Annotated in this window: 9 protein-coding genes; 4 read left to right on the top strand and 5 right to left on the bottom strand. The window is 68.9% G+C overall.

Annotation, left to right across the window (positions count from 1 at the left end; translation table 11 throughout):
• Complete coding sequence (locus tag M8009_RS01295; protein WP_250058960.1) at positions 1-684, bottom strand: TetR/AcrR family transcriptional regulator; 684 nt, start codon at positions 682-684, stop codon at positions 1-3.
• Between the two features lie 193 nt (positions 685-877).
• Here M8009_RS01295 and xdhA point away from each other — a divergent pair, with 193 nt between their 5' ends.
• From xdhA to guaD, 4 genes are all read left to right on the top strand, one after another.
• On the top strand, positions 878-2,374 hold the full coding sequence (gene xdhA, locus M8009_RS01290) for a xanthine dehydrogenase small subunit (protein WP_250058959.1): 1,497 nt from the start codon (positions 878-880) through the stop codon (positions 2,372-2,374).
• Entirely contained in the window at positions 2,358-4,910 is a 2,553-nt protein-coding gene (xdhB, locus tag M8009_RS01285; protein ID WP_250058958.1) for a xanthine dehydrogenase molybdopterin binding subunit, read from the top strand. The genes xdhA and xdhB overlap by 17 nt, the downstream gene beginning before the upstream one ends.
• Positions 4,907-5,761, top strand: coding sequence for a xanthine dehydrogenase accessory protein XdhC (gene xdhC, locus M8009_RS01280; RefSeq protein WP_250058957.1), 855 nt, complete (start codon positions 4,907-4,909; stop codon positions 5,759-5,761). The genes xdhB and xdhC overlap by 4 nt, the downstream gene beginning before the upstream one ends.
• 170 nt (positions 5,762-5,931) lie before the next feature.
• On the top strand, positions 5,932-7,248 hold the full coding sequence (guaD, locus tag M8009_RS01275; protein WP_250058956.1) for a guanine deaminase: 1,317 nt from the start codon (positions 5,932-5,934) through the stop codon (positions 7,246-7,248).
• Between the two features lie 12 nt (positions 7,249-7,260).
• On the opposite strand, the gene M8009_RS01270 is transcribed toward guaD, so the two are convergent.
• From M8009_RS01270 to cydD, 4 genes are all read right to left on the bottom strand, one after another.
• Positions 7,261-8,949: a GGDEF domain-containing protein gene (locus M8009_RS01270; RefSeq protein ID WP_250058955.1), complete on the bottom strand. Its 1,689-nt coding sequence runs from the start codon at positions 8,947-8,949 to the stop codon at positions 7,261-7,263.
• Between the two features lie 160 nt (positions 8,950-9,109).
• Positions 9,110-10,105, bottom strand: coding sequence for an adenosine deaminase (locus tag M8009_RS01265; protein ID WP_250058954.1), 996 nt, complete (start codon positions 10,103-10,105; stop codon positions 9,110-9,112).
• Positions 10,106-10,135: 30 nt separating this feature from the next.
• Complete coding sequence (gene cydC / locus M8009_RS01260) at positions 10,136-11,878, bottom strand: thiol reductant ABC exporter subunit CydC (RefSeq protein ID WP_250058953.1); 1,743 nt, start codon at positions 11,876-11,878, stop codon at positions 10,136-10,138.
• Positions 11,859-13,574 carry a thiol reductant ABC exporter subunit CydD gene (gene cydD, locus M8009_RS01255; RefSeq protein WP_250058952.1) on the bottom strand — a complete coding sequence of 572 codons (1,716 nt, stop codon included), beginning with the start codon at positions 13,572-13,574 and terminating at the stop codon, positions 11,859-11,861. Before cydD ends, cydC begins: the two co-directional genes overlap by 20 nt.

Below are 13,574 nucleotides of genomic sequence, written 5' to 3'. Positions count from 1 at the left end.
TCAGCCGGCCGGCGTGTCGGCCCGAGAGCGGACGCCGCACCCCTTGAGGATCACCCGGGTGAGGAAGGTCGTGATCTCTTCGACGTCGGCATCGCTGAGCGCGTCCCGGCCGGTGATGCCCAGCACCTGGGCCTCGAAGTCGGCGTAGTGCTGGGTGGCCGACCAGATCAGGAAGATCAGCCATACCGGCTCGACGGGATCCATCAACCCGCGCTCGGCCCACTGCTCGAGGATCCGCGCCCGGGCCTCGACCCAGTCGCGCAGTTCGCCGCGCAGGTACTCCTGCAGGAAGGGGGCACCGCCGAGGATCTCGGCGGCGAACAGGCGCGAGCCCTCCGGGTGACGCCGCGACAGCTGCATCTTGCTGCGGATGAAGGCCTCCAGCACCTCGGCGGGATCATCCTCCACCGAGATGTCATCGAGCAGCGCGTTCCAGCGCTCCATCATCCGCTCCAGCAGGCGCACGTAGAGGCCGCGCTTGCTGCCCATGTAATAGAGCACGTTGGACTTGGGCAGGCCGGCCTGTTCGGCGATGGCCTGGAGGCTCGCCCCGCGATAGCCGTGCCGGGCGAAGACCCGTTCGGCCGCAGCCAGGATCTCGCGCTCGTTACGCTGGCGGGTCACTCCGTTGGCCTCGCCCTGCTCTCTCGCCCCTCGCTCGGCGGGCGCGCTCCCCTGTGTCATCGGCCACCTCACTGCCCCATGGCGGATCAAAGCCAAGGATAGTGCCCCACCCCTTTGCAAGGTGCAAACGGGCTTGCAAAGCGGTCGAATCTGGACCAAGCTGGAAACATCCTGACCGAATGGTCAATATCGAATCACCTGACCCCGGGCGCTCACGCGCCAAGGCTTCCACGCCAACAACAGAGACAAGGCGATGATCGACTTCCTGCTCAACGGGCAGCCCCGCCACTGCGAGGCCTCGCCCGACACCAGCGTGCTCGAGCTGCTGCGCGACTCGCTCGGCCAGACCGGCACCAAGGAGGGCTGCGCCTCCGGTGACTGCGGTGCCTGCACGGTGGCCATCGGCGAGGCCGGCCCCGACGGCAGCGTTCACTACCACAGCGCCAACGCCTGCATCACCCCGGCTCACCAGCTTCAGGGGCGGGCACTGGTCACCGTGGAGGGCCTGGCCCAGGGCGAGGCGCTGCACCCCGCCCAGGCAGCCATGGTCGCGTACCACGGCAGCCAGTGCGGCTTCTGCACCCCGGGCATCGTGATGTCGTTGTTCACGCTCTATGAAGATCAGCAGGAGGACGGAGCAGCGCCCCCGGCGCCGCTGACGCCAGAGCGCCTGGAGGCGGCACTGGGCGGCAACCTCTGCCGCTGCACCGGCTATCGGCCGATTCGCGACGCCGCGCTCTCCATGGGCGACTATCCCCATGAACGTCCGGCATGGCTGGAGAAGTGCACCGACGCCGCGGGACCGTCGCCGTCATCTCCCGTCGAGCGCCATGACGACAGCGCCTTCGCCCAGCCACGGACCCTCGCCGAGCTGGTCGACGAACGCAGCCGCCATCCCGAGGCGCCGATCGTCGCCGGAGGCACCGACCTCTGGCTCGAGGTCACCCAGCGCCTGGCCCGCTACCAGCGGGTGGTCGACGTCACGCGCGTCGCCGAGCTCCAGGCCATCGAGGCGACCACCCTGGAGGACGACCGCAATGGCTGGTGGATCGGCGGCGCCGTGACCTACTCGCGCCTGAAACCACTGCTCGAGGAACACCATGAGGCCTTCGCCCACCTGCTGCACCGCCTGGGCTCGGCCCAGGTGCGCAACCGCGGCACCCTGGGCGGCAACATCGCCAACGCCTCGCCCATCGGCGACACCCCGCCGGTACTGCTGGCCCTGGGCGCCCGGCTGTGGCTGGCCGGCCCGGAGGGCGAGCGGCAATTGCCGCTCGACGACTTTTTCCTCGACTACAAGCAGACCGCGCTGCGCGAGGGCGAGGTGATCCGCGCCGTCTTCCTGCCCCGGCCCGAGGCGGGTCGACACCTCAGGGTCTGGAAACTGTCCAAGCGCCGTGAGGACGACATCTCCGCCGTGCTCGGCGCCTTCGGCTGGCGCCTGGAGGATGGCGTGCTGCGCGAGGTGCGACTGGCGTTCGGGGGCATGGCGGCGATCCCCAAGCGGGCCGCCGCGGCCGAGGCCGCCCTCGAGGGAAAGGCACCGTCCCCCGCCGCCTTCCAGGCCGCGAGGCTGGCGCTGGCAGAGGACTTCCAGCCGATGAGCGATGTGCGAGGCAGCGCCCACTACCGCCGGCTCTCCGCCGCCAACCTGCTCGAGCGGTTGCGTCTGGTCCTTCTTGGTGAAAATCAGGCGCAGCCGGGCGACCACACTGACCGGGAGGTGATGCTCCATGCGTACGCTCACTAGGCTTTCTAGCGCGTCCGATACCACGCGGACTGCCGCGCCCGACGCTACGGCGGCCCGGTCTTCCGACAACATACTCAACACCGACGTCGACTCTGACTCCGCCATCGCCCGCCAGGAGCTGGAAGGGCGCATCAAGGGCGACGGCCCCCTGGCACGGGGAACGGAGCCCCATAAGGCCGCCGCGACCCGCGGTGCTGCCGGCAGTGCCAGCGCCCATGAGAGTGCGGTCAAGCATGTCACCGGCCGCGCCGCCTATATCGACGATATCGCCGCCCCCGCCGATACCCTGCACCTGGCCCTGGGACTCTCGCCGGTGGCCCACGGTCGCCTGACCCGCCTCGACCTTACGGCGATCCGCGCCCTGCCCGGCGTGGTGGACGTGGTCGCCTTTTCCGATGTGCCCGGCCATACCGATATCGGCCCGGTCTTTCCCGGCGACCCGCTCTTCGTCGAGGACGAGATCAGCTACGCCGGCCAGGTGCTGTTCGCGGTGGCCGCCGAGAGCCATCGCGCCGCCCGCGAAGCGGTCAGGGCCGCCTGGGCGGAAGGGCTGGCCGAGATTGACGAGCGGCCGGCGAGCCTCGACCCGGTGACCGCCGCCGAGCGCGACGAGTTCGTGCGCCCCACCCATGTCCAGCAGAGCGGCGACTGGCAGCGCTCGCTGGCGAGCGCGGCCCATGTCATCGAGGGCGAGCAGTTCGTCGGCGGCCAGGAGCACTTCTACCTGGAGGGGCAGGCCTGTCTGGTCCAGCCCACCGAGGACGAGGGGGTAGTCGTCCATACCTCCAACCAGCACCCCAGCGAGACTCAGAAGCTAGTCGCCGAGGTGCTGGGCATCCCCTTCCATGCGGTGACCGTGGAGGTGCGCCGGATGGGCGGCGGCTTCGGCGGCAAGGAGACCCAGGCCTCGCCCTGGGCCTGCATCGCCGCGCTGGTGGCCCGGCGCACCGGGCGCAGCGCGCGCCTACGCCTGCCCCGTGCCGAGGACATGCGCGTCACCGGCAAGCGACACCCCTTCCATAACCGCTACCGGCTGGGCGTGGACCAGGCAGGCGTGATCCAGGGCGGTGAGCTGACCCTGATCGGCGACTGCGGCTACTCCCCGGATCTGTCCGACGCCATCGTCGACCGCGCGATGTTCCACGCCGACAACGCCTACTCCCTGGGCGAGGCGCGGGTCACTGGTCACCGGGCGCGTACCCACACCGCCTCCAACACCGCCTTCCGCGGCTTCGGTGGCCCCCAGGGCATGATGGTGATCGAGGCGGCGATGGATGACATCGCCAGATGCCTCGGCGAGGACCCGCTGACGATCCGCAAGCGCAACCTCTATCGTCCCGGACGCGAGACCACCCACTACGGCCAGACCGTGGAGCAGGTCGCCCTGCTCCACCATGTCGTCGAGCGGCTCGAGGCCGACAGCGACTACTGGGCACGCCGCCGGGAGATCAGCGCCTTCAATGCCACGAGCCCCGTGATTCGCAAGGGGCTGGCCCTGACCCCGGTGAAGTTCGGCATCTCCTTCACCGCCAAGCACCTCAACCAGGCCGGCGCCCTGCTGCACGTCTATACCGACGGCAGCGTACAGATCAACCACGGCGGCACCGAGATGGGCCAGGGCCTGCACACCAAGATCTGCCAGGTGGTGGCCCGCGAGCTGGCCCTAGACCTCGACGGGGTGCGCATTACCGCCACCCGCACCGACAAGGTGCCCAACACCTCGCCCACCGCCGCCTCCAGCGGCACCGACCTCAACGGCATGGCCGCCCGCGACGCCTGCCTGAGCCTCAAGGCGCGGCTGTTCGACTTCGCCAGCGAGCACTACGCCCTGGACCGCGAGGGTATGCGCCTGGAAGCCGGGGCACTGGTGGCAGGCGTTGGCGAGAGCGAGCGACGCATCCCCTGGGGCGAGCTGGTGCAGTCCGCCTACCTCGGTCGGGTGTCGCTCTCCGAGAAGGGCTTCTACGCCACCCCGCTCATCCACTACGACCGCACGACCGGCCAGGGACGCCCCTTCTACTACTTTGCCCATGGCGCGGCCGTCGCCGAGGTCAGCGTCGACACCCTGACCGGCGAGTACCAGGTGGACCGGGTCGACATCCTGCATGACGTGGGTGACTCCCTGAACCCGGCCATCGACATCGGCCAGGTGGAGGGCGGCTTCATCCAGGGCATGGGCTGGCTGACCAGCGAGGAGCTCAGGTGGAACGACAGTGGCCAACTGATCTCCGACGGCCCGGCCACCTACAAGATTACCACCTACGGCGACCTGCCCGCTCACTTCAACGTCGAGCTGCTCCAGGGGCACCCCAACTCCATGGCCAGCATCTACCGCTCCAAGGCGGTGGGCGAGCCGCCCTTCATGCTCGGCATCTCGGTGTGGGCGGCGCTGCGCGATGCCCTCTCGAGCCTGGCCGACTACCGCGAGGCGCCGCGGCTCGACACCCCGGCCACGCCGGAGCGGGTACTGCTGGCCGCCGAGGCGCTGCGCTCGCGTCACGATGACCGGCCAACCGGCAGGGGTGAGCCAGGATGACGCCCGCGGCCCCCCGGGACTGGCGTGCCGAGAGCTGGCACGCCGCCCTGCACCGCCTGCAGCGCGAGGGCGTGCCCCATGCCCTGGCCACCCAGGTGACCAGCGCCGGGTCCACGCCCCGGGAGCCCGGGGCGCGGATGGTGATCACCGCCGATGCGGTCTATGACACCCTGGGCGGCGGCACCTTCGAATGGCAGACCATCGCGGCGGCCCGCCGGCGCCTGAGCGAGGGCACGGCGAGGATGAGCCTGGAGGCCTTCTCGCTGGGCGGACGCAGCGGCCAGTGCTGTGGCGGCTTCGTCAATGTGCTGCTCGAGGTCTTCCCCGGCAGCACCACCACGCTGACAATCTTCGGCGCCGGCCACGTCGGCCGCGAGATCGTGCGTCTGGCCGCACCGCTGCCCTGGCGAGTGCTGTGGCACGACAGCCGGACAGACGCCTTCCCCGACTGGGCGAGTCGCCAGCCGCGACTCGAATGCCATCACGCGCCCGACCCGGCCGCCGCCGTGGCCGCCCTGCCGCCTGGCGTACACGCCCTGGTGCTGACCCACGACCACGCCGAGGATCGCGCCCTGGTGGATGCCCTGCTCACCCGCGGTGACACGGCCTCGCTGGGCCTGATCGGCTCGCGGAGCAAGTGGGCCAGTTTCCGCACGCGCCTGACGGATACCGGCCATACGAACGAGGCCCTGGCGACGGTACGCTGTCCCATCGGCCACTCGGGAGGCGACAAGACCCCCTATGCCATCGCCATATCCGCCATCGCCGAGCTGCTGCCGCTGGTCGAGACGCCCGAACGAGGCGACCAGCGCGGCCTCGACCCGGCCGAGCTGAGACGCGTGTTTTCATGATACCGCTGACACTAGTTGCATCAGCCACCGGTGGGAGCGCAATTCATTGCGCGATGGGCGACGCAGTCGCCCGGCGGTTGCCATTCGGTGCAGTACCCACCGCCTTCGCGCTGCAAGCCGGAACGCCGGACCGTGCGCTCCCACGATAATTCGATGAGCCCCGACGAGAGATGACCAACAACGACTCGCGCGTGCTGCGCGCCGAACTGCTGAGCTTCGATGCCGACCCCGGCGAAGCGGACACCCCCGCCGCGGGCAGCGTGCGCCATATCGCAGATGGCGCACTATGGATCGAGAACGGTCGCATCCGCGCCGTGGACGACTTTTCCCGCCTGGCCCCCGAGCTGCCCGCGGGCATCGAGGTGGTCGATCATCGGGAAAAGTTGATCATGCCCGGCTTTATCGACAGCCATGTGCACTACGTACAGCTGGAGATCATGGCCTCCTACGGCCGACAGCTGCTCGACTGGCTGAATGACTACACCTTTCCCGAGGAGTGCCGGTTCGCGGCGCGGGAGCATGCGGAGCTGCTGTCGGCGGCCTTCCTGGGTGAGATGCTGCGAGTCGGCACCACCACCGCCCAGGTGTTCTGCTCCAGCCACCCCGTCTCCGTCGATGCCTTCTTCTCCGCCTGCCACCGGCGTGACCTGCGCATGCTGGCCGGCAAGGTACTGATGGACCGCCATGCCCCCGACGCGCTCTGCGACGACACCCTGGGCGGCATCCGCGACACCGAGAGGCTGATCGGCGACTGGCACGGCAAGGGGCGGCTGGGTTACAGCCTGACGCCGCGCTTCGCCCCCACCTCCAGCCGGGCCCAGCTGGACGCCACCGGGGGGCTGGTGCGCAACGACCCGAGCCTGTGGCTGCAGACCCACCTGGCCGAGAACACCGGCGAGCTCGACTGGGTGGCCGAGCTCTTTCCCGGCAGCCGCGACTACCTGGCGGTCTACGAGCAGTCGGGGCTGGTCGGCCCGCGCAGCACCTTCGCCCACGGCATCCACCTCGACCAGGAAATGCGCGGCCGGCTGGCCGAACGGGGGGCGAACCTCGCCTTCTGCCCCAGCTCCAACCTCTTTCTCGGCAGCGGCCTCTTCGACCGCCTGGCGGCCCGCGAGGCGGGCCTCAACATCAGCTACGCCAGCGATGTGGGCGGCGGCACCGACCTCTCCGGCCTGGCGACGCTGAAGGCCGCCTACCAGGTGGGTCAGCTGCGTGGCCAGCCGCTCACCGCCTGGCAGGGCTTCTACGGGTTGACGCTGGGCAATGCACAGGCGCTGTCGCTCCATGGTCAGGTCGGCCGGCTGGCCCCGGGAATGGAGGCCGACGTCGTGGTGCTCGACCCGGCCGCCACCCCACTGCTGGCACGGCGCACGGCCCGCAGCCGGTCGCTCTCCGAGACGCTCTTCGCGCTGATGATGCTGGGGGACGATCGCTGCGTGGCCGAGACCTGGGCCGGCGGGCGCCGGGTGCACAGCAGGGCATGACCCGGAAAGAGGCTAGACGGCCACCCTGGCGCGGTTGCGCCCCTCGGCCTTGGCCTCGTAGAGCGCCTCGTCGGCACGCTTCAAGAGACTGTCGAGATCCTCGCCGGGAACGGCCAGGCAGGCCCCCACGCTGATGGTGACCGCGGTGCCGTCTACCTCGATCGAGGCAACCGCCTGGCGCAGGCGCTCGGCCACCCGGGTCAGGGTCGGCTCGTCGCAGGGCGAGAGCAGCACCAGGAACTCGTCGCCCCCCCAGCGCGAGGCCCGGTCGTAGGGACGCAGCCCATCTCGCAGCGCCTCGGCGACGCGGACCAGTGCCTTATCCCCTGCCGCATGGCCGAAGCCATCATTGAGCTCCTTGAAGCGATCGAGATCCAGCCAGATCAGGCCGAAGTGACTCCCCTCCCGGGACGCGCGCAGGATCTGCTCCTCCAGCCACTGCTGCATGCCGCGACGGTTCATGAGGCCGGTCAGCACATCGCGGATGGCCACCGCCTCAAGCTCCTCGGTGCGCTCGCGGACCCGCTCCTCAAGGTCGCGGGTGTGGCGCTGAATGGCCTCGGCCATGGAATGGAAATGGTGCATCAGCCGGCCCATCTCACCCCGCCCCCGAGGCAGCTCGGCGGGCGAAATGTTCCCTTGCTGGACACGCTGCATGGCGGCTTCCAATGCCGCGATGGGGGCCAGCAGCTGGCGGCGCAACGCCAGGTGGAAGACCAGCAGCGTGACCAGCAGGGTGAGCACGAACACCACCGCCACCGGCGTGAAACCGTCCAGTGGCATCAACTTCTCCAGGTCGAGCAGCGTCACCTCGAACCAGCCGAGAGCCGGTAGGAAGGCCACGCCGGCCAGGTGGCGCTTGCCCTCCACGGTCACGAACTCGGTGCGCACGTTCGTCGGCGAGTCCGGGGCCTCGCGAAGCTCGCGCATCATGCCGAACAGCGCCTCGGCGTCACGGGGCAGGTCCACCAGCAGGTCCAGGGTACGCTTCTGACCCTCCGGCTTGACGAAACTGGCGTAGTCGATGAGGCGACGGTCGCGGTAGAGCTGGATGGCGCCGTTGTAGTCGACGAACAGGGTGGTGATGCCGGGCTGATGGATATCCACGACCTCCTGCAGGAAGCCCTCGAGTTCCATGCCGGTACCCACCACCCCCAGGATCTCGCCATCAGCGTCCCGCATCAGGACATCGATCCACAGTTTGGTGACGCCGAGCTCCACGTCCGGATTGACGTTGAGATGGAAGTCCCGGCCCTCCTCGATCAGCCGAAAGAACCAGGCATCGGCCGGCCGGTCCGCCCTCAGCCGGTAGCGAAGGCGCGCCTCGACATAGTCGTTGGCGGCATTGTTGTGGTAGTAGCCCCCGCTGTTTCTCAGAACGACGAAGTAGCTGTTGTCGCTGAAGTTGCGACGGAAGCTTTCCATCTCGGCGAAGGCCTGGGCCTTGAGCGCCGGGTCGTCGTGGTCTCGCGCCCAGCGCTGCAGCACGATGGAGTCGGCCATCTGGCGCGCCAGGGCAATTTCCCGCTCCAGGGGCTGCAGCAGGCGCCCGCCGTCGTACTGCACCTGGATGGCCGCGACACGCTCGCCCCACTGCTCGATGATGCCCTCGGTGATGCGATGGAAGACGGTCCAGGCGGCCGCCGACGCCACGAGCACGAGGCAGGCAGCAAGCAGCAGGAAACGGGTCTTAAGGCTCAAGCACGGCTCTCCCCGAACGGCCCCGGTGACAGGATGAGAGCCTCTCTTTTACACGATCTTACAAGCCGTTGCACACCGGCCCCTCAACGCTGCGGTGCCCGCACGCCCATGGGTCATTGACGCCGCCCAGCCCGGCCCTGGGCCACCCGCTGGCGGGACGCTATAGGCACGCCGCCAGCTGGCGATGCAGGTCGAGGCGGCGCGATTCGCCGATGAAGGCGGCCTCGATGGCAGTACCGGCCAGCTGGATGAAGACCTCCTCCGACCAGCCGAAGGCCTCATGGCAGGCCTCGAAATTGGCCAGCATGCCGCCACCGAAGTAGGCCGGGTCGTCGGAGTTGAGGGTCAGGCGCAGGCCGGTATCGAGCAGCTGCGGCAGGGGGTGGTCGGCCATCCGCGGCACGACCCGCAGGCGCACGTTGGAGAGCGGGCAGACGGTGAGCACCACGCCCTCGTCGCGCAGCCGGGCCACCAGCTCCGGGTCCTCCAGGCAGCGCACGCCATGGTCGATCCGACAGACATCCAGCAGGTCCAGTGCCTCGCGAATATAAGCGGGCGGCCCCTCCTCGCCGGCGTGGGCCACCCGGGGGATGCCGAGCTGTCGCGCCCGCTCGAACACCTCGACGAACTTCGACGGCGGATTGCCCTGCTCGGCACTGTCCAGCCCCACGGCATCGAGCATCTCCCAGTAGGGGGATGCGCTCTCCATCACCGCCATCGCCTCCTCGGCCGGACGGTCGCGCAGGAACGCCATGATCAGCGCCGTGGACATGCCCAGCTCGCGCTGCGCAAGGCGTCGCGCCAGGGAGAGCCCCTCCATCACTACCGGCAGCTCGATGCCGCGCACTAGGTGGGCCTGGGGGTCGAAGTGCATCTCGACGTGCACCACTCCCTCGGTGCTGGCCCGGCGGAAGTAGTCCATGGCTAGGTCATGGAAGTCCTCGGCGGTGTGCAGCACGCTCATGCCCCGGTAGTAGAGGTCGAGAAACGACTGCAGGTCGGAGAAGTCATAGGCCGCCCGCACCTCCTCCACGGAGGCATAGGGCAGGCGGACGTTGTTGCGCTCGGCCAGGGAGAACATCAGCTCGGGCTCCAGCGAGCCCTCGATATGCAGGTGGAGTTCGGCCTTGGGCAGGCGTCTGAGGAAATCACGCATGGCACACCTCGTCCGGGAGAATCGTGGGTCTCATCCTGAAACATCCTGACCATTCGTGCAAAGTCGTCCGTCGCGCAGGGTCAGGCAGCGGTCGATGCCCGGCGGGTCGACGACCTCGCCAAGCTGGTGCACCAGGTAGATGACGGTGCGCCCGGCGAGCCACGGGTCGAGCCGCCCGGCAAGGCGTGCCGCGGTATCGGCGTCGAGCCCGGCAAAGGGCTCGTCAAGGATCACCAGATCCGGGTCGCGCAGCAATACACGGGCTAGGCTGATGCGGCGGGCCTGACCGCCGGAAACCTGACGGCCCCCTTCCCCGACACGGGTCGCAAGCGCCTGAGGCAAGCTCCTGGCCCAGTCCGCCAGATCGACCATCGCCAGCACCTGCCACAGCTGCGCCTCATCCGCCTCGGGGTCCGCCAGACGCAGATTGGTGGCAAGCGTATCGTCGAACAGATCTGTCTGCTGAGTCAGCAGGGCTACACGTCGATGCAGGGTATCCTCGTCCCAACGCGCCACCGACACGCCTCCCAGGTCGCACTCACCCGACCCGGGCTTGAGCTGTCGCGTCAGCAGTCCGGCCACGCTGGATTTGCCAGAACCGGAAGCACCGCACAGTGCCAGCCGCTCCCCGGGCGATACCGACAGGGTCAGATGCTGCAGGGCCGGACGAGGCGCTCCCGGATAGTGCAGTGTCGCATCCCGCAGCTCGACCGCCAGCGCGCCGACCATTTCCTGACCGCAGGACGGCGCCGGCATTTCGTCCGAACCGGACTGCGCTTCCAGGCCATTGAGTCGCTCGGCCGCCCCGAAGGTCGCCCCGAACCAGGTAAAGGCCGCGGGCAGGGCGGCCAATGCCTCGTTAATGGCCAGCACCGCCAGGGGCATCATGACCATCAGCGGCCCATCGATCAGCCCGGCTGTCCAGGCTCGAGCGGCCATCCACAGCGCCACCAGGGCCCCCAGACTCACCAGCAGCACCACCAGGGCATTGCCCAGCGCGACAAGGCGTCCGAGTAATCGCTGATCGCGATAGAGACGCGCCTCGATGTCGAACAGCCGGGCGCGATGGGTCGCCAGGCTACCGTAGGCTTCCAGTTCCGCGAGCCCCTGGAGCTGCTCGATCAACCTTCCTCGCAGCTGCTCCAGATCCTCGACCTGACGACGGCTGGACACCATCCCCCGTCGCGCCTGTCCCAGGGTCAGCCATAGCCACCCTGTCAGCAGCACCACCAGCACGCTGGCCGCGACCGGCAAGGAGAAGACCGCCAGAAAGCCAGCCAGCAGCAGGATCGCCACCAGCGCCACCAGCGCCGGCGCCAGGAGGCGCAGGTAGAGGCTGTCCAGGGTGTCGATATCCGCGGTCAGACGATTAAGCCAGTCGCTTGCCCGCCGCCGGCTCAGCGCCTGTCCGTCGAGGCCGGACAGCACGCCAAAGAGTCGAGCGCGAAGGTCGGCGAGCAGGCGCAGCACGGTATCGTGATTGTAGAGGCGCTCCACATAGCGAGACGCTGTCCGGCTCACCGCGAAGAAGCGAATGCCCCCACCGGGCACATAGACATCCAGGGTGATGGCCAGGCCCGCCGCCAACGACAGCCCGGCCAGCGCCGTGGCGGTAATGAACCAGCCCGACAAGGCCAGCAACCCGATGGCCGAGATCAGGGTCAGTGCCATCAGAACCGCGCCGCGCACCAGGCGGCCTCGGCGCTGGTCCAGCAATCGCAGCCAGGGCCTCAGGACCCGCCACCACGAGCCGTCATGCGTTGTCAGCGACATGCTGGCCCTCCTCGTTGAGCCCTGCCCCGGAAAGCATCAGCTGTCGGCTGGCCATGGCCATCAGCGCCGGGTGGTGAGTGGCAATGACCAGGGCACGCCCCTCGTCGGCCAGCGCCTGCAGCGCCCGGATCACGCCGGCCTCGGTCTCGGCATCCAGGCTGGCCGTGGGTTCATCCAGCAGAACCAGCGGGGCCTCGGACAGGAACACCCGAGCCAACGCCAGGCGCTGAGCCTGACCACCGGACAGGCCGACGCCACGCTCACCCAGCGGGGTCGCCAGTCCCCGAGGCAGCGAGATCAGCAGCGGCTCGAGGCCGGCACGCAGCAAGGCCTCGCGCATGGCCTCGTCGCTGGCGTCCGGGGCCGCCAGGCGCAGATTGTCCGCCAGGCTCCCCTGGATCAGCAGCGGCCGCTGGTCCATCCACGCCAGGCTCATGTCCCGACCGGGATGACGTTCGCCTGAATCGGGCGCCACGAAGCCGGCCAGCAGCTGCAGCAATGACGATTTGCCCACCCCGGAAGGGCCGGTCACGGCAATGACCTCCCCCCGCGTCACCGTCAGGCTGATCGGCTGCAGCACGCAGCCACGCCCCTGATGGGCGACGCTGGCCTGCTTGAGCACGATCAAGGCGTCGCTGTCGGCCGATACCTGGTCTCCACGCCCACCGTCGTCGATACGACGGCCGATGTCGGGCACCTCCTCGAGCAGCGTCACCAGGGCCTCGGCAGCCCCCAGGGCCGCCGCCCGATCATGATAGTGCTGTGAGAGGGTGCGCAACGGCTGGAAGAATTCCGGTGCCAACAGCAGCACCAGCAGACCGCTGAACAGGGTCAGCTGATCCGACGGGCCATAGTCGATGTAGCCCAGCAGACCGAAGCCGACATAGATCGCCACCACGGCAATGGCCACCGAGGCGAAGAACTCCAGCACCGCCGAGGAGAGAAAGGCCAGACGCAGGGTACGCATGCTGCGGCGGCGGTAATCGTCCGCGGCGGCATGTACCTCCCCCGTCGCGGACCGGGTACGACCGAACAGCTGCAGGGTCGTGATGCCCCGGACCCGATCGATGAAGTGCCCGGAGAGACGCGCCACGGCGGCGAACTGCTCGCGATTGAGCCGTTCGGCGCCCATGCCGACCAGCGCCATGAAGGCAGGAATCAACGGTGCCGAGATCAGCAGGAAGAGCGCGGCCAGCCAGTCAAGCCAGAACGTGGCCACCAGGATCATCAGTGGCACCGTCACGGAGAGCCAGAGCTGGGGCTGGAAGCGCGCAAAATAGCCATCCAGTGCCTCCACCTGCTCCACCAGCTCACTGGCCACGGATGCCGAGTGTCGGGACGCCAGGCGTACCGGCCCCAGCCGCGCCAGGTGATCGAGCAGCGCAAGACGGACGCGGTGGCGGATCTCCAGGCTCGCCGCCTGGCCCAGCGTCTCCTGTACATAGAGCATCAGGGATCGGAAGATCGCCGTGAGGAGGATGCCGCCCAGCAGCGGCAGCAGGCCCGCCAACCCCTGTGACTCGACCAGCAGGCCGCTGATGAAGGTCGCCAACAGCGCCAGCTGAACCAGGGTCAGCCCGCCCGCCAGGGTACCGGCCATTACCGCAAGACGTAGCCGCCGGCGTTCGCCGGCGGCCAGTTGCTTGAGGTAGCGGCGCGCGGTCAGCTCGCCTGTGGCCGCGTCGGGCGCACCCAT

The organism is Halomonas gemina (genome assembly GCF_023554995.1).
Lineage (GTDB): Bacteria > Pseudomonadota > Gammaproteobacteria > Pseudomonadales > Halomonadaceae > Halomonas > Halomonas gemina.
The sequence above is the reverse complement of the archived record's forward strand: the minus strand, read 5'-3'. Positions and strand labels throughout refer to the sequence as shown.

Bases quoted from the DNA above. Each gene is read 5' to 3' on its own strand.
- xdhA (WP_250058959.1), top strand. From the start codon at position 878: ATGATCGACTTCCTGCTCAACGGGCAGCCCCGCCACTGCGAGGCCTCG.
- xdhB (WP_250058958.1), top strand. From the start codon at position 2,358: ATGCGTACGCTCACTAGGCTTTCTAGCGCGTCCGATACCACGCGGACT.
- M8009_RS01265 (WP_250058954.1), bottom strand. From the start codon at position 10,105: ATGCGTGATTTCCTCAGACGCCTGCCCAAGGCCGAACTCCACCTGCAT.
- cydC (WP_250058953.1), bottom strand. From the start codon at position 11,878: ATGTCGCTGACAACGCATGACGGCTCGTGGTGGCGGGTCCTGAGGCCC.
- xdhC (WP_250058957.1), top strand. From the start codon at position 4,907: ATGACGCCCGCGGCCCCCCGGGACTGGCGTGCCGAGAGCTGGCACGCC.
- cydD (WP_250058952.1), bottom strand. From the start codon at position 13,574: ATGGGTGCGCCCGACGCGGCCACAGGCGAGCTGACCGCGCGCCGCTAC.
- guaD (WP_250058956.1), top strand. From the start codon at position 5,932: ATGACCAACAACGACTCGCGCGTGCTGCGCGCCGAACTGCTGAGCTTC.
- M8009_RS01295 (WP_250058960.1), bottom strand. From the start codon at position 684: ATGACACAGGGGAGCGCGCCCGCCGAGCGAGGGGCGAGAGAGCAGGGC.